The sequence below is a fragment of the Vibrio sp. 2433-A1 genome (assembly GCF_056726085.1).
This window is the reverse complement of record NZ_JBRESC010000006.1, coordinates 194,519-218,834: the sequence shown is the minus strand read 5'-3', so window position 1 is coordinate 218,834 and position 24,316 is coordinate 194,519. Positions and strand designations below refer to the sequence as shown.

At 44.1% G+C, this 24,316-nt stretch carries 20 protein-coding genes; 8 read left to right on the top strand and 12 right to left on the bottom strand.

Going from position 1 to position 24,316, the window contains the following annotated elements; genetic code table 11:
* Nucleotides 1-67: 67 nt before the first annotated feature.
* Nucleotides 68-571, bottom strand: a complete 504-nt coding sequence (locus ACU01J_RS08670; RefSeq protein WP_481085324.1) for a flavodoxin — start codon at nt 569-571, stop codon at nt 68-70.
* A 154-nt stretch (nt 572-725) separates the two neighbouring features.
* Here ACU01J_RS08670 and ACU01J_RS08665 point away from each other — a divergent pair, with 154 nt between their 5' ends.
* Nucleotides 726-1,199: a CreA family protein gene (locus ACU01J_RS08665; protein ID WP_481085323.1), complete on the top strand. Its 474-nt coding sequence runs from the start codon at nt 726-728 to the stop codon at nt 1,197-1,199.
* Nucleotides 1,200-1,310: 111 nt separating this feature from the next.
* A complete protein-coding gene (locus ACU01J_RS08660; protein ID WP_481085322.1) occupies nt 1,311-2,615 on the top strand; it encodes an inosine/guanosine kinase in 1,305 nt (434 codons plus the stop codon).
* Between the two features lie 40 nt (nt 2,616-2,655).
* Here the strand turns inward: ACU01J_RS08660 and ACU01J_RS08655 are convergent, their stop codons facing one another.
* The gene (locus tag ACU01J_RS08655; RefSeq protein WP_481085321.1) at nt 2,656-3,261 is read right to left on the bottom strand and encodes a beta-phosphoglucomutase family hydrolase; all 606 of its coding nucleotides are present in this window, start codon (nt 3,259-3,261) and stop codon (nt 2,656-2,658) included.
* Nucleotides 3,262-3,401: 140 nt separating this feature from the next.
* Here ACU01J_RS08655 and ACU01J_RS08650 point away from each other — a divergent pair, with 140 nt between their 5' ends.
* Nucleotides 3,402-5,162, top strand: coding sequence for a methyl-accepting chemotaxis protein (locus ACU01J_RS08650; RefSeq protein ID WP_481085320.1), 1,761 nt, complete (start codon nt 3,402-3,404; stop codon nt 5,160-5,162).
* An 85-nt stretch (nt 5,163-5,247) separates the two neighbouring features.
* Here the strand turns inward: ACU01J_RS08650 and ACU01J_RS08645 are convergent, their stop codons facing one another.
* The 3 genes from ACU01J_RS08645 to ACU01J_RS08635 form a co-directional block, all read right to left on the bottom strand.
* The gene (locus ACU01J_RS08645) at nt 5,248-8,400 is read right to left on the bottom strand and encodes an efflux RND transporter permease subunit (protein ID WP_481085319.1); all 3,153 of its coding nucleotides are present in this window, start codon (nt 8,398-8,400) and stop codon (nt 5,248-5,250) included.
* A gap of 10 nt (nt 8,401-8,410) precedes the next feature.
* The gene (locus tag ACU01J_RS08640) at nt 8,411-9,529 is read right to left on the bottom strand and encodes an efflux RND transporter periplasmic adaptor subunit (protein WP_481085318.1); all 1,119 of its coding nucleotides are present in this window, start codon (nt 9,527-9,529) and stop codon (nt 8,411-8,413) included.
* Nucleotides 9,530-9,631: 102 nt separating this feature from the next.
* Nucleotides 9,632-10,192, bottom strand: coding sequence for a GNAT family N-acetyltransferase (locus ACU01J_RS08635; protein WP_481085317.1), 561 nt, complete (start codon nt 10,190-10,192; stop codon nt 9,632-9,634).
* Nucleotides 10,193-10,430: 238 nt separating this feature from the next.
* Between ACU01J_RS08635 and ACU01J_RS08630 the strand changes: the two genes are divergently transcribed.
* Entirely contained in the window at nt 10,431-11,558 is a 1,128-nt protein-coding gene (locus ACU01J_RS08630) for a fatty acid desaturase (RefSeq protein WP_481085316.1), read from the top strand.
* Between the two features lie 55 nt (nt 11,559-11,613).
* Here ACU01J_RS08630 and ACU01J_RS08625 read toward each other — a convergent pair whose 3' ends face one another.
* From ACU01J_RS08625 to ACU01J_RS08615, 3 genes are read right to left on the bottom strand one after another with little or no spacing between them, the layout of a single operon-like run.
* Complete coding sequence (locus ACU01J_RS08625; RefSeq protein ID WP_481085315.1) at nt 11,614-12,168, bottom strand: GNAT family N-acetyltransferase; 555 nt, start codon at nt 12,166-12,168, stop codon at nt 11,614-11,616.
* A gap of 16 nt (nt 12,169-12,184) precedes the next feature.
* Complete coding sequence (locus ACU01J_RS08620; protein ID WP_481085314.1) at nt 12,185-13,444, bottom strand: DEAD/DEAH box helicase; 1,260 nt, start codon at nt 13,442-13,444, stop codon at nt 12,185-12,187.
* 35 nt (nt 13,445-13,479) lie between these two features.
* The gene (locus ACU01J_RS08615) at nt 13,480-14,055 is read right to left on the bottom strand and encodes an acyl carrier protein phosphodiesterase (RefSeq protein ID WP_481085313.1); all 576 of its coding nucleotides are present in this window, start codon (nt 14,053-14,055) and stop codon (nt 13,480-13,482) included.
* Nucleotides 14,056-14,638: 583 nt separating this feature from the next.
* Between ACU01J_RS08615 and ACU01J_RS08610 the strand changes: the two genes are divergently transcribed.
* The gene (locus ACU01J_RS08610) at nt 14,639-15,841 is read left to right on the top strand and encodes an aromatic amino acid transport family protein (protein WP_481085312.1); all 1,203 of its coding nucleotides are present in this window, start codon (nt 14,639-14,641) and stop codon (nt 15,839-15,841) included.
* Nucleotides 15,842-16,002: 161 nt separating this feature from the next.
* Nucleotides 16,003-17,148, top strand: a complete 1,146-nt coding sequence (gene msrB / locus ACU01J_RS08605) for a peptide-methionine (R)-S-oxide reductase MsrB (protein WP_481085311.1) — start codon at nt 16,003-16,005, stop codon at nt 17,146-17,148.
* 185 nt (nt 17,149-17,333) lie between these two features.
* On the opposite strand, the gene tdh is transcribed toward msrB, so the two are convergent.
* Together tdh and ACU01J_RS08595 are read right to left on the bottom strand one after the other, a co-directional pair.
* Nucleotides 17,334-18,365, bottom strand: a complete 1,032-nt coding sequence (gene tdh, locus ACU01J_RS08600) for an L-threonine 3-dehydrogenase (protein ID WP_481085310.1) — start codon at nt 18,363-18,365, stop codon at nt 17,334-17,336.
* A 79-nt stretch (nt 18,366-18,444) separates the two neighbouring features.
* A complete protein-coding gene (locus ACU01J_RS08595; RefSeq protein WP_481085309.1) occupies nt 18,445-19,638 on the bottom strand; it encodes a glycine C-acetyltransferase in 1,194 nt (397 codons plus the stop codon).
* Between the two features lie 569 nt (nt 19,639-20,207).
* Here ACU01J_RS08595 and ACU01J_RS08590 point away from each other — a divergent pair.
* Entirely contained in the window at nt 20,208-21,122 is a 915-nt protein-coding gene (locus tag ACU01J_RS08590; protein ID WP_481085308.1) for a LysR family transcriptional regulator, read from the top strand.
* A 76-nt stretch (nt 21,123-21,198) separates the two neighbouring features.
* Here the strand turns inward: ACU01J_RS08590 and ACU01J_RS08585 are convergent, their stop codons facing one another.
* Nucleotides 21,199-22,407: a NupC/NupG family nucleoside CNT transporter gene (locus ACU01J_RS08585; RefSeq protein WP_481085307.1), complete on the bottom strand. Its 1,209-nt coding sequence runs from the start codon at nt 22,405-22,407 to the stop codon at nt 21,199-21,201.
* A 523-nt stretch (nt 22,408-22,930) separates the two neighbouring features.
* Here ACU01J_RS08585 and ACU01J_RS08580 point away from each other — a divergent pair.
* The gene (locus tag ACU01J_RS08580; protein ID WP_481085306.1) at nt 22,931-23,368 is read left to right on the top strand and encodes an exoribonuclease R; all 438 of its coding nucleotides are present in this window, start codon (nt 22,931-22,933) and stop codon (nt 23,366-23,368) included.
* A 50-nt stretch (nt 23,369-23,418) separates the two neighbouring features.
* Here ACU01J_RS08580 and ACU01J_RS08575 read toward each other — a convergent pair whose 3' ends face one another.
* Nucleotides 23,419-24,294, bottom strand: a complete 876-nt coding sequence (locus ACU01J_RS08575) for a hypothetical protein (protein WP_481085305.1) — start codon at nt 24,292-24,294, stop codon at nt 23,419-23,421.
* Nucleotides 24,295-24,316 lie beyond the last annotated feature (22 nt).

Below are 24,316 nucleotides of genomic sequence, written 5' to 3'. Positions count from 1 at the left end.
ACAGTTTATTGGTTATTAAAACTCTGATGCTCAGAACTTTAGAGCACATCACCCTTTTACATAAGCTTTACTTTTCGAGAATAAGCTCAATATCAGCGGGAAATTCGTTACTGAGTTTGCCAAGTAACGCTGACACAAAGTGAATATCAGATTTATCAATCTTAACGACAACGTCTGAGATAAGTACGCTTTGCTCAGTCTGAGTAATGATCGCTGCCGCGACCGGCTCACCCGACTGAAAACCTAGATACAATGAACAAGGCTCTGAATAGATGATTTGAGTCAGAAACTCAACGATCATCTCTTGCTCATACTCATTTTGCCATTGGCTAGATTGAATAAGAGCAAACATCACTGTAAGGCGGTGGAAATCGACAAGGAAGATGTCGTCAGAATTGAATGACGTTTCGATGGTTGGTAACTCAGGGAGAACTTCATACTCGCGCGTGGAAACGGCTTGTTTATAAAGCGCTAAGCCTTTAAGGCTTTCTTTGGTAGGAAATTGCACATCGACTTGTTGGTACAGCCATGAATTCTTAACTTGAGCTATTTGGGGAATCAACGTCGTCATGACTAAACCTGTCTTTGTACTATTACTAGCTGAAGCTTACTCGATAACACATTGGGCTCACAAGTCTTTTGCATACATATTGCCCATCTAAACAAAAAAGCTGATATGCTACTTGTGTTTCACCTAAATATACTTAGCAAAGGACTCGTTAATAATGTTCAAAAAAACTGCAGTAGTCGGTTTACTCGCTCTAGGACTAACCGCATGTGACAGCAGCGATGAAGTGGGTGATGTAAGCCTAGGTTTGTTTACGATGAAGGATATCAAACTAAACCATATGCAAGATCCTGTTGTAACAGGCGTAACCTGTCATATCGCTTCGATTGAAGCAGATTTCAGTCTAGCTGACCCAAGCGACAGCTCAATCTCTTGTCGTCAAACGGGTGAAATCACCCCAGAAATGATTGCCAAAATCGACAAATCTAGCAATGGCGAAGTGATATTTAAAAAATCAAAAAGCATCTTTTTTAAGAGCATGAAGGTCCGCCGCATTATCGACGTCGAAAACCAAACGTTGATGTACTTATCCTACTCTACCAAAGAGACATCAGGCAGCTTCAAACATAGCCTATCAACAGTTCCACTTTGGGGAACGAAAGCGTACGGCGCTTATCAAGGCGAAAAATAGGTTACTAAAGAGTCAAACAGTTAAGTTTGACTCTTTTTTATGTAGTAATTATGAAAGCAATCTTTCACCTTTGTGATATTATGCGGGAAAATTTCCAACTCCACTTTAAACATGAAGTTTCCCGGACAGCGCAAATCTAAGCACTACTTTCCAACTCACGCTCGTGATCCACTCGTCAATCAGATGAAGCAAACACCAAAGCTATTTCGCCCGATTGTGGTTGGTGTTGGCCAAACTATCGTTGATATCGAAGCACGTGTAGACGACGAATTCCTCGCAAAATACGAACTGAGTAAGGGACACTCACTAGTTTTAGAAGAAAGCCAAGCGGATGCGCTTTATGCAGAGTTGGTTGAACGTGAGTTGATCACGCACCAATACCCAGGCGATACCATCGGTAATACACTTCACAACTACTCTGTTCTTGCTGACAGCAAATCAGTTTTGCTTGGCGTTATGTCACGCAACATTGAAGTAGGTTCTTTCGCTTATCGTTACTTATGCCGCACGTCTTCGCGCATGAACCTGAACCATTTACAAATGGTCGAAGGCTCTATTGGTCGCTGCTATACATTGATTTCGGAAAATGGTGAACGTACGTTCGCGATTAACGAAGGTCATATGAACAAGCTTCGTCCTGATAGCATTCCTGAAGATGTATTCGATAAAGCGTCAGCGCTTGTTGTCTCTTCATACCTAATGCGCGGTAAGCCTGAAGACCCAATGCCACAAGCCGTTGCTCGCGCGATTGAAATCGCAAAGGCGAAGAATGTTCCTGTTGTACTTACCCTAGGCACGAAATGGGTCATCGAAGGCAACGCGAAGTGGTGGCAAGAGTACATTAAAGAAAACATCTCTATTGTTGCAATGAACGAAGAAGAAGGTGAAGCCTTAACGGGTGAGAAAGACCCTCTTCTAGCGGCGGATAAAGCACTAGAGTGGGTTGATGTTGTTCTTTGTACCGCTGGCCCTGTTGGCTTATATATGGCGGGTTACACGGATGAATCAGCTAAGCGCGAAACAGAACTTCCATTGTTACCGGGCAACATTCCAGAGTTCAACAAATACGAGTTCAGTCGTGCGATGCGTCGTTCTGATTGTGTTAATCCAGTTAAAGCATACTCTCATATTGGCCCATACCTTGGTGGCCCTCTTGAGATTAAGAACACCAATGGTGCGGGTGATGCAGCATTGTCAGCATTACTTCATGATATGGCAGCAAACAGCCATCATCAGATGAACGTTCCAAACTCATCTAAGCATGACCAGCCATATTTGACATACTCGTCATTGTCGCAGATTTGTAAGTACGCGAACCGTGTAAGTTACGAAGTATTGACTCAGCACTCTCCTCGCCTTACTCGCGCACTACCTGAGCGCGAAGATAGCCTAGAAGAAGCATATTGGGATCGATAATAAAAATAGCCGCTAGAGATAGCGGCTTTTTTGTATGATCTTATTCCCTTGGGCAGGGGAATAACTTCAGCTCTCCCTCTTCCACAAGGACACAGTCCATTTCGGCACAATGAGCCGCTTGTAAACCCAACATCGTATCCTCGAACACCACGCAATCTTGTGGCTCAAGTTCGAGTAGTTTTGCTGCTTTGAGGAAAGTATCTGGATTTGGCTTGTGGTGTTCTACATCAGTAGCCGTAACCACAGCATCAAACTGTTGTATTAGGTTTGCCTTTGTAAGTAAGCGAATTGCACTCTCACGCTGACTCCCCGTCCCAACCGCAAGTTTTTTCTGGCCATGAAAGTGGTTTAGGACTTCTATTGTGCAATCAATATTTGAACCGTGATCATCAAGCTCCGCAAACGCTGCCATTTTATAACGTGAGACTTCAATCGGATCGAGCGCCAATCCGTGCTTAGCATTGACTTCAGCCACGATTTTAAAACTTGGCATGCCACCCAAGCTGTGCAACCACTCTTTGGTGAAGGGGAAACCGAAACGCTGCGCAGTCTTGGCCCAAGCAGTTAGATGCGCCGGCATTGTATCAATCAAGGTTCCATCCATATCAAAGATAATTCCTTGATACTTTTCTAAAGTTTTATGCATCTGAAACTCACTTTGGGGTATACAAACATAACTGTCCACGATAATTCTTACGCAACGATTGCATTGATATATTTATTATTAACAACTAACATCACTGTAAATACTTAAAAATCGATAACTTAACGGACTAAGGTAATCTCATGAATATCAAGAATAAACTGTATTCATTAGGTGTTGTAGCCATTTTTGGGGTTGTAACGGTACTTTTTGCAACAACCCACTTTACCCAGACAACTTCTCAATTGAATCAAGCGAGCTTATTGGTCGCCAAACTTGAAATACGTTTACTGAATTTGCGTAGAAACGAGAAAGATTTCTTACTGCGCAAAAGCATGAAGTATCTAGATACGTTCAACAAAAATATGGATACGTTCCTCGACTTAGAAAAACAACTATCCGTAATTTTGTCTGAACACTCTCTTCCATCTAGTGCTCAGCTTAGACAAGACATTCTTTCGTACCAAGACGGTTTTAATAAACTAGTAAGGGCTTACGAACAGCTTGGTCTTGGCCCTGAAGATAAACTCGCAGGCCAATATTTAGCAGATTTAACCGCCATTAGAACGTCTTTATCAAGTGACCAACTGGTCAACCTATTTGAATTCAACAAGCAGGTACTAGAAGGTAAGTTCGCGGCAGAATACCTGCCACCAGGTGCGACTCAACTGACCTCTTCAGCAAATGCCTATATCCAGCAGCGCAAATTGATTGGGCTTAAATACAACGAAGGCCTATTGGGTGACACTCGTAACCTATCGCATACTGTTGAAAAGCAATTCAAAGCATTTGTCCAAGCACTTGATGAGCAATCTCAAGCAACTAAAGATCAGTTAGCGACACTCAAAATGGTCATGACGGCATTAGTCGTCTTGATAATCTTTGGTTTCATATTCCAGATCTCTCGTTCAATCAACCAACAAGTTGCGTCGCTACTTGCTGCTATTCAAGAAATCGCCAACACCAACAATGTCTCGCTACGCGCGAATTTAACTCGCAACGACGAGCTATCTGAAATTGGCAATTACTTTAATATGTTGCTTGATAAGTTTGAGGGACTTATTTCAGGCACCCAAAGTAAATCTGCGGCCCTTTCTGGAAGCACTTCGAACATGCATGGCGAACTGCAAAACGTGATGGAGCAGTTCCACGTCCAAGCTAATCACACCAGCATGATGGCCACATCCGTACAAGAGATGGTCTCTACTATCAACGAAATATCAGAAAGTACTGCAGTCGCGGTAGAAGGTGTGCAGCAAGCGTCTGTTAATGCGCAGAATGGCCGGAAGGTTGTAGAGACGACCGTAAACAACATTGACCAACTATCAAGCATTTTGGGTAATAGCCAAGAGTCTATCAACTCACTAAATAATCACGTCGACAAGATTGGCGATGCGGTCAATATTATTCAAGAAATTGCGGAGCAAACTAACTTACTCGCGCTGAATGCGGCGATAGAAGCCGCACGTGCCGGTGAACAAGGCAGAGGCTTTGCTGTAGTCGCTGATGAAGTTCGTGCATTAGCAAGCCGTACGCATCAATCAACTGAAGAAATTACCAAAGTCGTTACCGCCATCCAGAGTCAGATGTCAGAGGTGGTGACTAATATCGATCAATGTAACGATCAAGGAGCACAAACGCTTGAAGCATCACAAACGCTTGATAGTAGTCTGTCGCAGATTCTTGATGATATGACCAACATTCAGGCTAATTCTGAACGTATTGCCTCTGCAATTGAAGAGCAAGGGATTGTGATGAACCAAGTCAGCGACTCAATCACTGAGTTGAATGCGATTTCTGAAGGTAATATGAGCTCTGCACAACAATGTCTTAATGAGGTTGATGAAATTTCAGTGCAAGCGACGGATATGGACAGTGCTGTCGCCGAGTTCAAAACATCTTAATGGACATTAATATCATGTAGTTCTAACAAAAACCCTAGCAGTTCCGCTAGGGTTTTGTTTATACACTTAATTATTGGACAAAGCTTTACTCGTCATCTAAAGGGATCAACTTAGTATTGCCACCACGTGCTTTTTCGCGTTTACGCTGAACCATGGCATAGAAGCCTGGGATTAAGAACGTACCCGCAAGCAGCACACACAGAAGCCCACCAATTAGAGAGATACCCAATGAGTTCTGGCTTACATGGCCAGCGCCTGACGCGAAGATCAGTGGGAAAATACCCAAGATAAACGACCAAGACGTCATGTTTACCGCTCTAAATCTCAGTTTACCCCCCTCTACCGCCGCCTTATCAATTGGCACATCTTTCTCTTCACGCTCTACTTTGGCGAATTCGACAATCAAGATTGCGTTCTTCGCTGCGAGTGCTATGAGCAGTACTAAACCTATCTGTGCATACAGGTTCAACGGTGTCCCTGTTAAGTTCAGAGCCAAGAAAGAACCTAAGGTCGCGATTGGTACTACCAATATAATCGCGAGCGGAATCGTCCAGCTCTCATACTGTGCGACCATAAACAAGTAGATAAAGATCAACGCGAGTGCAAAAGCGAAGATAGCTTGGTTACCCGCTAATACCTCTTGGTAAGCCATACCAGTCCACTCGTATTGATATCCTTGTGGAAGTATCTCTGCTGCGACGCGTTCCATCGCGGCAATTGCATCACCACTTGAGTAGCCCGGCGCTGGCTGACCTTGGATAATGGCACTGCGGTACATGTTGTATCGCCAAGCAACATCAGGCTCAAAGATTTGATCGTGCCTAACCAATGTGCTGAGAGGAATCATCTCACCGCTTGACGAACGAACGTGGAAACGCTCTAGGTCTTCCATACCTTTACGGTGTTCCCCATCCGCTTGCATAGTTACGCGGAAGTTCTTACCGAACATGGTGAAGTCATTCACGTAGAGGGAACCTAAGTTACCCTGTAGCGTTTGGAAGACACTTGATAGTGGAATACCAAGTTGTTGCGCTTTCTCACGGTCGATATCAACATAGTAGTGAGGCACGTTGGCGCGGAACGTACTGAAGGTGAAGCCGATTTCAGGTTGCTTATTCGCTTCCTCAATCATCTGGCCCATCACCATCGCCAGATCGGTTCTGCTTCGACCTAACGTATCTTCTAATACAAACTCAAAGCCTGACGCAGCGCCCATTCCTGGAACGGCTGGTGGCCCCATGGCAAACACAATTGCTTGTGGCAGTTCCATTGCCGCACGTCCGTTAATGCGCTGTGCAATGGCGTTAGCTGAATGGTCACCATCAAAGCTATTTCTTGTGTCCCAATCATGTAGCTTGATAAATAGTGATGCACCGTTAGATGCCGCAGCACCAGTCATAAATGCATAACCGTTGGCAACAGTAATACCATCGACACCCGGTTCTTGCTCGACTATATCGATAAGCTGTTCGGTTACCTCTTCAGTACGAGATAGCGACGCCGCATCTGGCAACTGAACGTTAACTAATAAGATGCCTTTATCTTCTTGTGGTACAAACGCCGTTGAAGTGGTCTTGGCGAAGTACGTCACAGCACCTACCGCCACTACGAAGAACGTCACTAGAAGCAGTGCCTTCTTAACCAAGAAGCCCGCGATTTGTCCATAACGTACTGTGATGCGCTCTAGGCCTGAGTTAAATGCCGTAAACCAACGAGAAGTATTGCCACCACCCTGCTTCAACACTAATGAACACAGTGCTGGTGACAGCGTCAGTGCATTAATAGAAGAGATAACAACTGAAATACAGATCGTCAGCGCGAACTGACGGTACATGATCCCTGTGATTCCCGGAAGCATCGCTACTGGTAAGAATACCGCCAATAGCACCAAGGTTGAGGTGATGATTGGTCCAGTTACCTCTTTCATCGCGATTAAGGTTGCTTTACGCGGTGACAACGAAGGATCTTTTGCCATTGTCGTATCGACGTTTTCGATAACTAGAATCGCGTCATCAACCACGATACCAATCGCGAGAATCAAACCAAACAAGGTAACCGTATTAATCGTGAAACCTGTCGTCTGCATGATCGCAAACGTACCAATCAAGGAAACCGGAATCGCTACAACAGGAATCAGTGTTGCGCGCGCACTACCTAAGAACAGGTAAGTCACCGCAATAACCAGTAGAATCGCTTCCAGCAGCGTTTTTACTACCCCTTTAATCGATTCAGCGACAAACACTGTCGTATCATAACTGGTCTCATATGCCATCCCCTCTGGGAAATTCACACTCAAGTTATCAAGCAGTTCCATTACCGCTTTACCACTTTCAAGTGCGTTAGCATCAGATTGAAGAGACAAAGCAACGATTGATGCATCTTGGCCACGGAATTTACCGCTACCGTCGTAGAACTTCTTACCTAGCTCAACGCGTGCAACGTCTTTTAGGTAAACGGAAGAACCATCAGGATTAGCGCGTAGTACCACATTCTCGAACTCATCAACACTTTCCAATCGACCTTTAGTCACTAGGTTAAATTGCACTTCTTGAGCTTCGCTGTATGGTGCCGCACCGACACGCCCCGCAGCAACCTGCACGTTTTGCTCCGCTAATGCGCCATATACATCACTCGTGGTTAGCTTTAAGTTGGCCATTTTCTCAGGATCAAGCCAAACACGCATTGCGTATTCACCGCCACCAATAACGCTAACTTCACTAATACCCTTAACACGAGCCAATTGGTCTTTCACGTTGAGGTTGATGTAGTTGATCAAGAATTGATCGTCATACTTACCATCTGGTGAATAGAAGTTAAGTACCATCAACAGGTCAGGTGAACGCTTTTTAACGGTCACACCAACCATGCGCACTTCTTGAGGCAGCTTAGACTCAATTTGAGAGACACGGTTTTGTACGTTGACCTGAGCCATGTCAGGGTCAGTACCAACGTCAAACGTTACGTTGAGGTTATATGAGCCGTCATTAGCACTTTTCGAAGACATATAAATCATGTTTTCGACGCCATTGACCGACGTTTCTATTGGGTCTGCTATCGCCTGCTCGACGACTTCAGCACTTGCGCCAGTATAGTACGCAGTCACGCTCACCGATGGAGGACTGATTTTTGGGTATTCAGCTACAGGCAAGATCGCTAATGAGATCGCCCCCGCCAAAGTCAATATGATCGAGATGACCAGCGCAAACTTAGGACGCTGGATAAAGAAACGACTTAACATTTACACCTCTCTATTCAGCCGATTGTGGCTGTTCAAAACGAACTGGAACACCATTACGGATACGTTGTAATCCTTGAGTAATGACTTGCTCATCCGCATTGATACCACTTCTGACAATGACTCCTTTCTCCAACTGTCTTCCAAGTTCAACGTTTCTTCGTTCTGCAACGTTTCCTTCTGCTACAACCATGACAAAGTTACCTTCCAGGTCGGTTTGTACTGCGCGGCGAGGAATAACAATAACATCCATCGGTTGTTTTTCGCGTAGTTCGATACGAATGTGCTGACCAGGCAGTAAGCGATAGTCAGGGTTATCGACAATCGCACGCATTGCCAATGTACCGGTATTTAGGTCGATTCGATTACCTAAGAAGTCTAACTTGCCTAAATGCTCAAACGGCTGGCCATTTTCCAATACCACTTGCACTTCTACAGCGTCAGCCGATCCTTCCCCCTTTACTTTATCCATACCTAGCTCTAAACGCTCACGTTCACTGATACTAAAGCTTGTGTGGACAGGGTCTAAGCTCACTAACGTGGTGAGAATACCTGATTGAGGAGAAACCAAATCACCGGTACTTACCTTGCTTTGAGCAATGCGACCCGCAAATGGCGCTTTAATTTGGGTATAAGAGAGATTGACCTCTGCGAGGTGAGTCTGAGCCTTTCCATCTTCAACTTGCGCCTGGGCACCTAGTAAGGCTGCGTTGAGGTTATCGAATTCAGATTGAGAAATACTGCCCTTTGGCAACAGGTTTTTGCCACGTTCGAAATCAAGTTCCGCTTTCTTTAGCGTCGCTCTTGCTTGAGCTAACGTCGCTTTCGCACTTGCTAATTGTGCTTCAAATGACGAGGGTTCGATTGAATAGAGTAACTGACCCTTTTCGACCATCTCACCTTCCTCAAAATGTCTCGCTTTTAGATAGCCAGTCACTTGAGCGGTAATATTGGTATCTTCAACAGCTTCTACACGTCCGATGTACGACTTGCTCTGCTGGTGAGGGGTAAATTGAGCTTGCTCAGCTACAACGAGTTGAGCCGGTAATTGTTTCTGTCCTTGGGTATTGTCGCCGCATCCTACGAGAAAAAGAGCACTACTTAGTGCTGTGAAGAGTAACGTTTTTTTCATTGAATAGACCGTTAGATAAATAAAAAAATGGGCTTATCTAAAGCTACCTAACGGTCTAAAAATGAATGTCCGAGAATTATCAGGGGGATTAGTTTAAGTGTATCAAGCTGTTACAGACTCAGACTTTATGTGACCAGCGACACAATCTAGTAGTTCTTGCCCAGAACTCCACGTATAGACAAGCTCTGGTACTTGGTTACCACAAGGTGCGTTCCATAACCTTTCTAGGTCACATTTTCCGCCTAGATGATCATAAAAATCCACCGCTTGTTTATTATCCTTCATCACTTCTAGATAGACGCCGTTATCTGGGAAATACTGAGCGATCCACTTCGACATTTCTGACAACAGTCGCACACCTAAACCACGACCTCGATAAGCAGGGTCGATATGCAAAGCATCAATAATGGTTCCCTTTTCAAAATCATGATTACCAAACGCGCAAATAAAGCCACATAGTAGCCCGCCCTCTTCAAGGATCACGACATGTTGGTTAAATGGTGGGTTAATCAGGCGAGTTTGCCAAATTGCGGATCGTTCGTCTTGAACATCATTTTCGAGGAAGTCTTTACCAAGTATTCCATAGTAAAACTTCTTCCAGCTCTCTGCATGCAATGTAGCAATGCGCTCATAGTCGCTATATTCAGCTACTTTTAATTCCATTTGTAGTACCTTATTACTTCCTGTAAGGATTGTTTGCCCCTTCATACTATAAAACATTTATCTAAAAGCCAAACATTCTGAAACTTTGCCCATTCGTAATGCATAGTCACTCTTATAAAAGCTACAAATCGTTACCAAATATCCTCGTTTATCCCTCATAAATTTGAACTGTGCCGTTTGACTTACACATGTACGCTGATATTCTAGCGTACAACTGTTAGCTCAAAGGAAATTCACCATGTCTGGCTCTAGTAAACCACCGCTGATTTGGTTAAACATCTTTATTTTTTTATCATCATTTATCGGCGCTACTGTCATTGTGCCTTGGTATGGAATCACATTAGGCTATGGCGCTGAACACCTTATCTGGTTTGTCGTTGCGTTTTCATTTTGTAACCTATCGATTACTGCTGGATACCATAGACTGTGGTCACACAAAACATTTGAGGCACATTGGTCATTGCGTTTTCTTTTTGCCATCGGTGGTGCTTTTGCCCTTCAAAATAGTGCACTGCATTGGAGTTCTGATCACCGTATTCACCATAAGCATGTCGACAACAACGACAAAGATCCTTATTCAGCGAAACGCGGTTTTTGGTTCTCTCACATAGGTTGGATGCTGCGTGAGTACAATGCCAATACCTATACTGACTATTCAAATTGCCGTGATTTACAGAAAGATAAGATCGTGATGTGGCAACACAAGTACTATGTACCATTGGCACTTGCGACCAACTTTGGTTTCCCAATCCTGCTGGGCGTGATCTATGGCGATATGATTGGCATGCTACTCGTGGTTGGAGTACTGCGTTTGGTACTGAGTCATCACTCGACATTCTTTATTAACTCGTTAGCGCACATCTGGGGCTCACAGCCTTATACGAAAAAAAATACCGCGCGTGACAATGCTGTATTGGCGGTATTTACCTTTGGTGAGGGTTACCACAATTACCACCACATCTTTGAAAACGATTACCGCAACGGTATTTACTGGTGGCAATATGATCCAACTAAGTGGTTGATCAAGTCGTGCTCTTGGTTCGGTTTAACCAAAAAACTTCGCGTAACACCTAAGCTTAAGATTGAGAAAGCTCGCGCTAAACAATCGCTAACTGAAGCGACTCAGAAAGTAAGCAAGCTGCCCAATGCCCAACAGCTTAATGAAGCGTTAAACAAAGAGTTTGATGCGCTCGTTGCAAAAATGTCCGATTACTACGACATAAGAAAGCAAATTCTTGAGGCTAAAAAGGTTAACTTAGCAGAGAAGTATGAACGCTCGATTCTTAAAGTACGTTACCAGCAGATGAAACAAGATCTTGCTGCTCAACGTAAGAGCTGGAATGCGATGGTTGCACAGTACGCTTAAACCAAACCAAAGAATAACGAAAGGCCCTCATTGCGAGGGCCTTTTCTGTTTAGAATTAGATAAATAGAGGGTTAGCGTTTTTCAACACACAAGTATATTCAATACAATCAATACTCTGTCCATGCAATTTCGCGTAATCTTCTACTACGCGAACCTTAGTGAAGCCGTTAGATGTTAAGACTTTCTGTGACGCCATATTGTTCACTTCGGCATAAGCAAATATTCGTTTAATACCGCGTCCTTTAAGTACGAACATTCCCCTAGCCAGTGCCCTTTTTGCGATCCCTTTACACGTAAATGCTTTACCCACTCGATAACCGACATGTGCAGTGCCTTTTCTAAGATCGACATTAGTGAAGTTAAGCCTACCTGCGATAGTTCCAATCGATGTTTTAATGATGAGTGGTAGCAACTGGTGACATTTGTATTCAAGCAAGAAATGCTCAATATGAGTTTGCACACCTTCGTTAGAATAGAACTCTTGTTCCCTTGGTGGAATAAAGGTATCAAACCAGCCTTTATTCTCTAGCTCAAACGTTAACAACTGCTCGGCGTCATCAAGGCTGAGCAGCTCTAGTTTAATATCAGCAAAATCCTTTTGCTCAGCCATTGTTATTCCTTAACGGTTAGCGCTTTTTACCACGGTTGGCATGAATCTTAAGTTTAGCTTTCATTTTGCGCTTGTCAGAGTTTCGGCCTCTGCGTTTTGGAGAGCGATCCGTTTCAACTTCTTCAATCAAGCTCGGTTCGAACCCTTCAAGCCATTCCTGAGGTAACTTACTGTCTAATAGACGTTCAATCGCCTCTAGTAAATACTCTTCATCACGACTCATTAAAGATACCGCGAAGCCTTCTTTACCCGCTCGGCCAGTACGACCAATGCGGTGGACATAATCTTCAGCCTTGTAAGGCATATCAAAGTTAACAACCTGTTCAAGTTGCTGAATGTCTAGCCCGCGCGCTGCAACATCTGTTGCGATGAGTGCACGCACCTGGCCCGATTTAAAGTCATCTAACGCTTTTTGGCGCGCGCCTTGGCTTTTATCACCATTGATTGATGCCGCTTTAATTCCATCAAGTTTCAGCTCCTTTGCCAGAGCATCACTGCCCTGCTTGGTCTTTGTAAAAACGAGCACTTGTTGCCAGTTGCGTGAACCAATTAGGTACGCTAACAGCTCGGCTTTGCGCTTTTTATCCACCGGGTAGACCATCTGCTTGACGGTTTCAGCGGTACTGTTCGATGGCGTTACTTGAACTTCAACTGGCTCACTAAGCATCTTATAAGCGATGGTCTTGATGCGCTTATCAAACGTAGCTGAGAAGAACATCGTTTGGCGCTCTTCATTACATCGTTTAAGGATGCGTTTGATGTCTGGCATAAAGCCCATATCAAGCATGCGATCAGCTTCGTCTAGGACTAGGTATTGTGTCTTAATCAGGTTGATGTTTTTGCAGAACAGATGATCAAGTAATCGACCGGGCGTCGCAATGAGGATATCGCAGCCCTGATCTAGGTTGCGCGTTTGCACGTTCATGCTTGTGCCACCATAAGCGGTAACGACTTTTATGTCGGTATCCTGAGCATACAACGTAATGTTGTCGAATACTTGTTGTGCAAGCTCTCGAGTCGGTACGAGAACCAGTGCGAGTACATCATTACTTTGAATGTCGCGAGTCTTCTGTGACTCAAGTAAACGTTGAATAATAGGTAATCCAAACGCCGCCGTTTTCCCGGTTCCGGTTTGAGCGCCAGCAAGCACATCTTGGCCTTCTAGCACATGTGGAATGGCGTGCTTTTGAACTTCAGTCGGCTGTTTAAAGTTAAGCTTATCAAGCGTAGTTAAAAGAGTTGAGCACAGCCCAAGAGATTGGAAATCGGTCGACATGTAAATTACCTATAATTGCAAGGTCGACGATTCTATCAGAATCTTTTGCTAGCGGTTAGTATCTCAGGGTAGAAGGCACTAAATACTTCATCAAGTTGGTGATAGTTTGATTCAATGTAAGGGAAACACTCTGCTAGTACTTTCATGGTTGGTCTTCGGCTAGACATGCGGCGCAGTGCAAGCTCGATATTTTCAATATGCTGATAAGACTCTAACCAACGCCCCTCCCACATCGCAGTCGAGGTACGAACAAAGGATTCAGGTAACGTCGTAACCGCATCCGATTCAACATTCTGTTGTGCAAACTGACAAAATCCATCCAACTTCATAGAGTGGAATTCAGACCAACGTTTAGCTAGACAGTGATCCCAGAACATATCCAATGCAATGCCTGAAAAGCGTCTTACTCCTTGAGGAAAGTGTCCCTTAGACTCAATCACCAATGGATGACTATCTGTAAACGAATCGACAAAACGGTGCAGTCGTACCCCCTCAGATATACCTGAAGAGAACTGGTTATCAGGATTACCTCTGACAAAGTCACCTAACAAGTTACCAAGCAAACTAGACTGGCAATGATCGGCAATATGAAGGTGAGCAAGATAATTCAAGGTTATTCCTAGTCGGCAGTTATTGAGAACTACCTAGTAGTATAAAGCACAAAGCCAGCGCATCTGCACTGGCTCTTTCTGTTAACCACCAAAATGGTGGCTTCTATTTCCGAAGAATTTATTTAAAGATCTCTTCTGCGAGTTCTTCAATTGACTGCTCATAGTCTGAGAGCTCAAAGCCAATTTCCATCGCATCAAGTAGCTCAAGACATTCTTCGTTAATTGTTTGGTCACTCATTCTGACCTCCTTTTAAAACATTGTTTCAAGACCGGCAAAGGCCTTAGTACCAATATGCGGTACTTGTGTTCCTTTTTAAACCACTTATATGACAGTTTTTTGAAAGGAGAAAGTAAAAACTGGCTATGGTTTGAATCATATCTCAAGTAAACGTTTACGTGAAAACAGAAGTAGCGAGTGTATAATTAAATTTACAACACTGGTAAATAATCCGTACATTTAGCTTGATATCATCCATTTTATCTTGAATAATGCGCTCAAAAGCAGTTATTTCGTTCGCTCATGCAGCCACACGCGGGCTAAATGACTAAACCTTCGCCATAATAACGTAAAGAAATATATACAATGAATAAATCAAAGGTATTGGGTAGTACTTTGATCATCGCCGGTACTACTATTGGTGCTGGTATGTTGGCACTACCACTCGCTTCAGCCGGAATTGGGTTTACAACATCACTAATCATCATGGTCGCACTCTGGTCGCTAATGGCTTATACCGCACTACTAATGATCGAAATTCACCAACACGCAGAACAAGATGCCACCCTACACACCTTAGCAAACAAATTTTTGGGTAAAAAAGGCAAATGGGTAGCAAGCTTCGCGATGATGTTCTTATTCTACGCATTATGTTCTGCATACATTGCTGGTGGTGGTTCACAGTTCGCTGACCGTATTTCAGGCTTTACTGGAATCGAGGTTTCCAACACCACATCAACCTTACTGTTTACTTTCATCGTTGCAGCTGTGGTAACGATCGGTACATCAACGGTTGATAAAGTAAACCGTGTGCTTTTCTTAGTTAAGATTGTCGCGATGGCGATGGTACTGACCTTTTTAGCCCCAAACGTCACCGAGTCATACTTACTAAGTATGCCTGTTGAGCAAGGCCTGGTGATTGCTGCTATCCCGGTAATTTTCACGTCATTCGGCTTTCACGGCAGTATCCCAGCGATTGTTAACTACTTAGATGGACACACGCCGTCGCTACGTAAAGCTATCCTTATTGGTTCAGCAATCCCGTTAATCGTCTACGTATTTTGGCAGTTGGTGACTTTGGGTGTTGTTAATCAATCTACCCTGCTTTATAACCAAGGTTTAAGTGCGCTTATTTCAACGCTTGCTACAACCGTTCATAAATCGAACCTTGGCCAAACCATCGGTGTATTCGCCGACCTTGCGCTACTTACCTCATTCCTTGGTGTTAGTTTAGGTCTGTTTGAATTCTTAGGTGATAGCCTAAAAAAACAAGGGAAAGGTAACTCACGAGTCGTCATCGGCGCAGTCACTTTCTTACCACCAATGGGGTTTGCTTTATTTTACCCCCAAGGCTTTATCATGGCATTAGGCTACGCGGCAATCGCACTGGTTGTGTTAGCTATCTTCCTACCAATCCTGATGGTGAAGAAAGCGCGCGCTCAATCTGAACAAGACCATTACCAAGTTATTGGCGGCAATCTTGGCCTCGCAGTGACGAGCACTGTTGGCGTGTGTATTGTTGGTGCGCAGCTACTTATCACTATGGGTGTGTTACCTGCTCTAGGCTGATAACTTTCCCCACATAAAATAATCAGTAAAAACGGCGTCTTTAAGACGCCGTTTTTGATCGTTTTGAAAATTAATCGCCTAAAACTTCACATACGCTGCAATTTTTCTTTTTGTGGCCCGTTCTTATTACTCAATACCGATACATAATCGATGAGGTTGATATGAAAACGAAGTTTAAGTTTGCCTTCTCAGCTATTGCTGCTATTGCCGTCCTTGCCTCTTTTGTAGGTAATGCGGACAGTGATATGCCTAAAACAAAAACTTCAAAAGGATATGAAGTTGCAACACTTGCGGGTGGTTGCTTTTGGTGCACGGAATCGGACCTTGAAAAACTGCCTGGCGTCTTGGACGTAGTATCAGGCTACGCTGGCGGAAATGTTGATAACCCAACCTATAAACAGGTGTCATCGGGTAAAACCGGACACATCGAAGTTATTAAAGTAAAGTATGACCCTAAAGCGGTCAACTATGAGCAAGTCCTCGATCAATTTTTCCGTCACATTGACCCGACTGACGATCAGGGTTCATTCGTCGATAGAGGTCGCCACTATCGCCCTGCTATCTTCTACCATACTGATCAACAAAAGCAGATTGCTGAAAGCTTCATGGCTGAAATCGATGCACTCGGTATCTTCAAAAAACCACTCAAAACAGAGTTGATTAAATTCACCAAGTTTTGGCCTGCCGAAGACTACCATCAGGATTACTACAAGCGAAACAAATTTCGCTACAATTACTACCGTTATGCGTCTGGTCGTGACCAATACTTAGATGGCATATTCGGTGATGAGCATGAAGAGAATCCTGTCACTCTGCGCCAATTGATTGATGAAAAAAACGCCGTTGCAAACATTAAGGCTTACAGCAAACCGTCTGACAAAGAGATCAAAGCAAAGCTGACGGACCTTCAATACTACGTGACACAAGAAGAAGGGACTGAACGCGCATTCAATAACGAATATTGGGACAACAAAGAGCAAGGTATTTATGTTGATATCGTGACTGGTGAGCCTCTGTTTTCTTCTACCGACAAATATAAGTCTGGTACAGGATGGCCAAGCTTTACCAAGCCAATTAATGAAGGTTACATTGTCACGAAAACCGATTATCACCTACTTTACCCACGTACCGAAGTAAGAAGTCGATTTGCTGATTCTCACCTCGGGCACGTATTTAAAGATGGTCCTGCACCAACGGGCCTGCGCTACTGTATGAACTCAGCCGCCATGCGATTCATCCCTGTTGATGAGTTAGAAAAGCAAGGCTACGGCGAGTATTTATACCTATTCGACTCAAATAATGATTAGATTAATTGATTTTTCAAATCAAAGCTTCAACGTTTCGGGCTGGCTAAGATTGGTTCACTTTGCCAAACACATAAAAAAACTCCGCGAAAGTAACTTCCGCGGAGCTTTATAAAGATTAGGCAGTAGAAAGCTCAATAGCTTCTAAAATGCTCAGAATTCCTTTTGCTTTCAGCTAGGCTAACACCCTACTCCCAATCAAGGATAACTTTGCCAGAAAGCCCGCTACGCATCGCGTCGAAGCCTGCTTGGAAGTCATCAACCTTGAAGTGGTGAGTGATGATTGGTGTTAGGTCTAGGCCTGATTGAATCAATGAAGCCATCTTATACCAAGTTTCGAACATCTCACGCCCGTAGATACCCTTGATGACAAGTCCTTTGAAGATCACTTGGTTCCAGTCGATACCCATGTCTGATGGTGGAATACCTAGTAGAGAGATCTTACCGCCGTGGTTCATATTGGTTAGCATGCTGTTGAACGCAGATGGTACACCTGACATTTCTAGACCTACATCGAAGCCCTCTGTCATACCTAGCTCAGACATTACGTCTTCAAGCTTCTCTTCCATGACATTTACTGCGCGTGTAACGCCCATGTTCTTAGCAAGTTCTAGACGGTATTCGTTTACGTCTGTAATTACTACGTGGCGTGCGCCAACGTGTTTAGCTACTGCTGCAGCCATAATGCCGATTGGGCCTGCACCAGTGATTAGCACGTCTTCGCCCACTAGGTCGAAAGATAGCGCTGTGTGCACTGCGTTACCAAACGGGTCAAAGATAGACGCTAGATCATCAGAGATCTCAGCAGGGATCTTAAATGCGTTGAACGCAGGGATCACAAGGTATTCAGAGAACGCACCAGTACGGTTTACACCCACACCTGTTGTGTTACGACATAGGTGAGTACGGCCGCCACGACAGTTACGACAGTGACCACAAGTGATGTGACCTTCGCCTGATACGCGATCGCCAATGTTAAAGCCGCGAACTTCTTGGCCCATGCCTACAACTTCACCCACGTACTCATGGCCAACAACCATAGGAACAGGAATCGTTTTTTGTGACCATTCGTCCCAGTTGTAGATGTGCACGTCTGTACCACAGATCGCCGTTTTCTTAATCTTGATTAGAAGGTCGTTGTGGCCAACTTCAGGTTTCTCAACCTCAGTCATCCAGATGCCTTCTTCAGGCTTTAGCTTAGAAAGAGCTTTGATTTTCATATCGTTACCTAATTCATCTCGCCCACCATTCGGGCGAGAATCAATAATTCTTGTTTTCTATTTTCATCTGTGGGGAAAATTAGATAATGCCCATGTCTTTACCAACTGCGATGAACGCGTCGATCGCACGGTCTAGCTGCTCACGCGAGTGCGCTGCAGACATCTGAGTACGGATACGTGCTTGACCTTTTGGTACCACTGGGAATGAGAAGCCCACTACGTAGATGCCCTTCTCAAGTGCACGCTCAGCGAACTCAGCGGCTACTTTTGCATCACCCAGCATGATTGGGATGATTGCGTGGTCTGCGCCACCCATAGTGAAACCAGCGTCTTCCATACGAGCGCGGAAGTGTGCTGCGTTTTCCCATAGACGGTCACGAAGCTCACCACTCTCTTTAAGTAAATCAAGAACGCGGATTGAAGCGTTTACGATCGCAGGCGCAACAGAGTTCGAGAAGAGGTATGGACGAGAACGTTGACGTAGCCAGTCAATCACTTCTGCTTTACCAGACGTGTAACCGCCTGACGCGCCTCCCATTGCTTTACCAAGCGTACCCGTGATGATGTCGATACGGTCTACAACGTTATGGAATTCGTGCGTACCAGCGCCAGTTTTACCCATAAAACCAACAGCGTGCGAGTCATCAACCATTGTCAATGCGCCATACTTATCTGCTAGGTCACAGATAGCTGGAAGGTTCGCAACTACGCCGTCCATTGAGAACACACCATCTGTCACGATAAGAATGTGGCGTGCACCTGCTTCCTTCGCTGCGATAAGTTGCTGCTCTAGCTCTTCCATGTTGTTGTTCGAGTAACGGAAGCGCATTGCTTTACATAGACGTACACCGTCGATGATTGAAGCGTGGTTTAATGCGTCAGAGATGATTGCATCTTCTTTGCCTAAGATTGTTTCAAATAGGCCTGCGTTCGCGTCAAAGCACGATGTATAAAGTATAGTATCTTCTTTACCTAGGAATGTTGATAGCTTGTCTTCTAGCTCTTTGTGGATGTCTTGAGTACCACAGATGAAACGTACAGACGCCATACCAAAGCCGTGCTGTTCCATACCCGCTTTACCTGCTTCGATAAGCTCAGGGTGGTTCGCTAAACCGAGGTAGTTGTTTGCACAGAAGTTCAATACTTCTTCACCTGTTGAAATCTTAACAGCGGCTTGCTGCTGAGAAGTAATTACGCGCTCAGACTTGTAAAGGCCTTCCGCCTTTACTTCTTCGATTTGTTGTTGGATCTGGTTGTAGAATGCAGAAGACATTGCAAATTCCTTCCTAGTTATTGTTAGCAAGTCGTTTCACTTGCTTCCCGTCTTCAGCCTTGCTGTAACAAACAAGTTCTGAAGAGCAAAATCTAATGTCTTAAGTGTAATTCAAGCATGTAGTTTACATTATCCCACCGAGTGGAAAAACATTAGTGAACTGAAGGCACAAATAAGAGCGTTTAATGACAAAAGTCACAGGTTACTGCTTATAAGCTTGTTATTATTGATGTTTGAATGGGGTAAGCTTAGAGGCTGATGCGCGGGAAAAAACCTAAGGGCGACCAAACTTGGTATGGTACGCCCGTCAAAGGCTAGTCATATTGAGGGAACAAGATTTCACTCTCGACTTTCAAGCATTAATGTCATGACAGAAAATGCAAAAACACCCAATGTTGCAAATAAGATGTTTTCAAGCATGGACCATAGATCGAGTAACGTTGTGGCTTGCTGCATAAGTCATCTCCTTTGACTATTACGAGGCTTTCAACATATCGTACAGCGCAGCCATAAACTGCGATCGCAATCTCAAGATAACATTATTCACAAACAATTAACCAAAATGGATTATGAAAAATACCAAACTCATCGCCCTACTTCCTGATCTTGCGAGCTTCATTCTTATTGTCGATGAAGGCAGCTTTACCGCGGCGGCGAAGCAATTGAATGTGACACCTTCTGCGTTGAGTAAACTGGTTACTCGCCTTGAGTCATCACTCTCGGTCAAGCTATTTGAACGTACCACTCGTAAACTGATTATCACTCGCGCAGGCCAACAAGTTTACGATCAAGCAATGGTGATGCTAAACGCGGCCAAACAAGCAGTTGAGCTTTCAACATCAGCCCATGAAGAGATGTCAGGGGCACTAACAATTGCGGCACCTGAAGCATTTCTAAACTCCGTATTGCAGCCACACGTTGTGCCGTTCTTACGACAATACCCTGATATTCAGTTGAAACTGCGTGTTGCGGATGGGGAGATAGATCTTATTCGTGATGGCATTGATGTCGCCTTCAAGCTGACCGATAAACCGGATGAAAACTTGGTTCTTAAGGAAGTCAGTAAAACTAACCTAGTACTCTGCGCGAGTCCGGATTACATCGCTCAAAGAGGCATGCCCGAACATCCAACAGAGTTAGAGCACCACGATTGTTTGTATCTGGCAGAAAACGATCGTGACCATATATGGGACTTCTTCAAGGATGATGAATATCACTCAGTTTCGGTATCTGGTCGCTACGCAGTGAACCATTCTCAGATGCGCTTAACTGGTGTAAAAAATGCGCTAGGAATTGGGATTTTCCATGACTTTGTGATTGCCGATGCCATCGCACAAAAGCAAGTGATACCTGTTTTGTCAGACTGGACAATCAAAAGTAACTATCACGGCGCAATTGCCATGCAATACCCACAGACCAAATACATGCCAGCCAGACTGCGCGGCTTTATTGATTACATCACCGAGCAGCTTCGAAACCAATAGTTCGAAATACCGTAACCTAAAATAAAAAAGCCCAGAGCATTCACTCTGGGCTTTAGATTTAGAAGCTAAGTATCGATTAAAGCAGGATAAAGATACCCGCTAGACACGCACTCATTAAGTTAGCTAATGTGCCCGCTAGGACCGCTTTGATACCTAGGTTTGCAACTTCGGAGCGACGCTCTGGAGCAATCACACCGATAGAACCAAGCTGAATTGCGATAGAACCGATGTTAGCAAAACCACACAGTGCGAAAGTGACGATAACTTGTGTGTGCTCAGATAGCAGCGCTTTATGGTCAACGAAGTCGATAAAGGCAACGAACTCGTTCATTACGATCTTCTGACCAATGTATGAACCAGCCATTAATACTTCATTTGAAGGGACACCAATCAACCACGCTAAAGGCGAGAACAGGTAACCGAATAGTGCTTGCAGAGTAATACCGCTAAAGCCCGCTACTTCACCTAGGCTTTCCAGGCCAGTGTTAACCATTGCGATAACACTCACGAAAGCAATAAGCATAGTACCTACCGCAACCGCGACTTTCATACCGTTCATCGCACCACTTGCCAGTGCATCAATCACATTGCTTTCTTGCGCTTGATCCATCTCGATATCTGATTGATCAACTGGTGTGTCGCGCTCAGGTACGATAATTTTAGCCATCATCAAACTACCTGGTGCTGCCATGAAGCTTGCTGCAATTAGATACTTTAGCTCTACGCCTAAACCCGCATAGCCACCAAGTACGCTACCCGCTACCGATGCCATACCACCAGCCATTACAGCAAACAGTTCAGAACGAGTCATTCGAGAAAGGAAAGGACGAACAAGAAGTGGAGATTCACCTTGTGAAAGGAAGATGTTACCTGTCGCAACTAACGACTCTGCTTTACTAGTGCCTAAGAATTTTTGAATGCCGCCACCGATAAACTCGATAACTTTTTGCATGATGCCGAGGTAGTAAAGAGCAGAAATAAGGGCACTGAAGAAAATGATAATAGGAAGGACGCGAACCGCAAAAATGAAGCCAGTGCTAGCTAAGTCACCAAACAGGAATTTAATCCCTTCATCGGCGAAGCCCAATAGACTAGAAACACCACCACTTAGTGATGTTAAAGCCGCTTGGCCTAAAGGAAAATACAAGACTAACGCGGCAAAGCCTACTTGAAGCATTAAAGCGCGTGATACTGTTTTCCAGTTAATTGATTTTCGACTTTCTGATAGCAACACTGCGCAAAGCAGCAAAGATGCCACACCGATTAAGCCAAATAACAGATTCATTTAAATTTACCTCTACAAGCATTGAATAAATAGCTGGTCCTGTCCGTGGGGTCATTCACCATTCCGTGTGACGGCTTGTATTGGTAGAGCGATTACTCTCAACCGGGCGCAAAGTATAGCGCCGCAAGTGAGATATTCATCACATATTTTCACGCAAACGTTCAAGCGTTCATCTTTCAATCAAAATGACTAAATCTAGTCCTCTGTTTAACGTCATCTTGACAAATTTGTTGGCAAAATTTGATGGGAGCTTTATTGAATCGATATCACATTTTTTAAGTGGAAGTGAATAAATATTTATTATTTAGTGGCTAAGTTATCAATAGCTTCTAATTTTAATGGATGAGATTTACGACAAGAATAAGTTCTCTAACAACGTCATAGGCTAATCTAGCAAGCACAACAATAAAGTTTCCCCGCCGAATTGCGGGGCTTTTTTTGCCTTTTTGACACGCATCTTTACTAGCAATCTGCCTGTGAGCCGTTAGAATACCTGCCCTACTCATCATCACTGAGAAAAACAATGCAACGCGATTACACTTATCAATCTCTCTCGGTAATGCCTCGAGATGAACTCGAAGAGCTTAGCCTTCGTATGGTTCATCGACTTGTTCCTGAAGAGTCTATGGCGGAGCTTTTTACTTTTGAGCAAAGTGAAACTGAAAACGAAGATAAACTGCAAGAAGCGCAGTTTGATGCAATGCTTCGAATGAATGCAATTGCCCTCAGCGAACTTCCGGCCTTGTTCAGTGAATCAGAGAACAAAGAACAAAACATTTTGCGTATGCAGCGTCTATTACTGTGGCACTTTTACACGGTCTCTTTTCACCTAGAACGTGCGATCCCATTAGAAACCCACTGTAACCACGTTGAGGTTATCCTTAAGCAGAGTCCGCAAAATGCGCTTGAATGGGTAACGACACTTACTGATCTTTTACGTCAGTACGCCAAAATTGCTTAGTAGAATGATCGCATTACGATTAAGGCGATCATTCTGCTATAGCAAACGGGTTATTGGTTAATTTTAGGTAGGTTATGCAACCACTCAGCTTTGGTCAGATAGGTACGGCCTCCGCGACGTGCTAAAGGGCTAGACTTGTCGACAATCTTCAACTGATCATCTGCAACATTGGCCATATAAATCCATTTAGGCTCTCGACTAAGATAAACAAAACGGCTACCTCCTGCACCAGGAAGGTAATTTGCGTTTTTAAGATCCCCGCCTTGAACAGAAACAGAACTATTCGGATAGTAATCAACACCCATCGACATTAATAGCTTAGCGTTAGGTGAAGTACTTTCAATCCATGCTTTAGTTCTGACAAAAATGCCAAGAACACTTTGTCCTTCGAAAGCAATGATATCTGTCCCGCCGTGTAAGACTTGGTCTTGCTTAAGTTGAAAATAGTCCCCATTTGGATAGGCATCATCGATCTTAGTAATAATATCTGATTGGTAATGTGAAGCCCATGTAACAGGTGCGACACTGAGCTTTTGCCATGAGGCCGACTCAATGTTGCTACCTTTTAATAACCAAATTTCGAAGTCGCCATAATGTATTTGAGCATTGTCAGCTGTGTTATCCGCTGATTCAAAAACCGTAAACCACCCCGTCAATGCTGACCATGGCGTTGAATCTGTAAGTGTCTTATCAAGGATGTCGTCAGCCCACCACTTTGGCGCGGCATCACCTCGAGGTATGCCTTGATTTATTGCACCATGAAATGCCCAAGCCTTATCTGGTGCATTCTTTAGCAATGCATCATTTGCAAGGGTCATGCTGTTTATCGTATCGTAAGCAAATGCAGGGGCTTGAACTTGTGCATCGTCCTTCCCTTGACAGGCTGTGAGTAACAAAATGAACATAGCAACAAAAAATTGTTTCATAAAATCCTCTAAATAGACACAA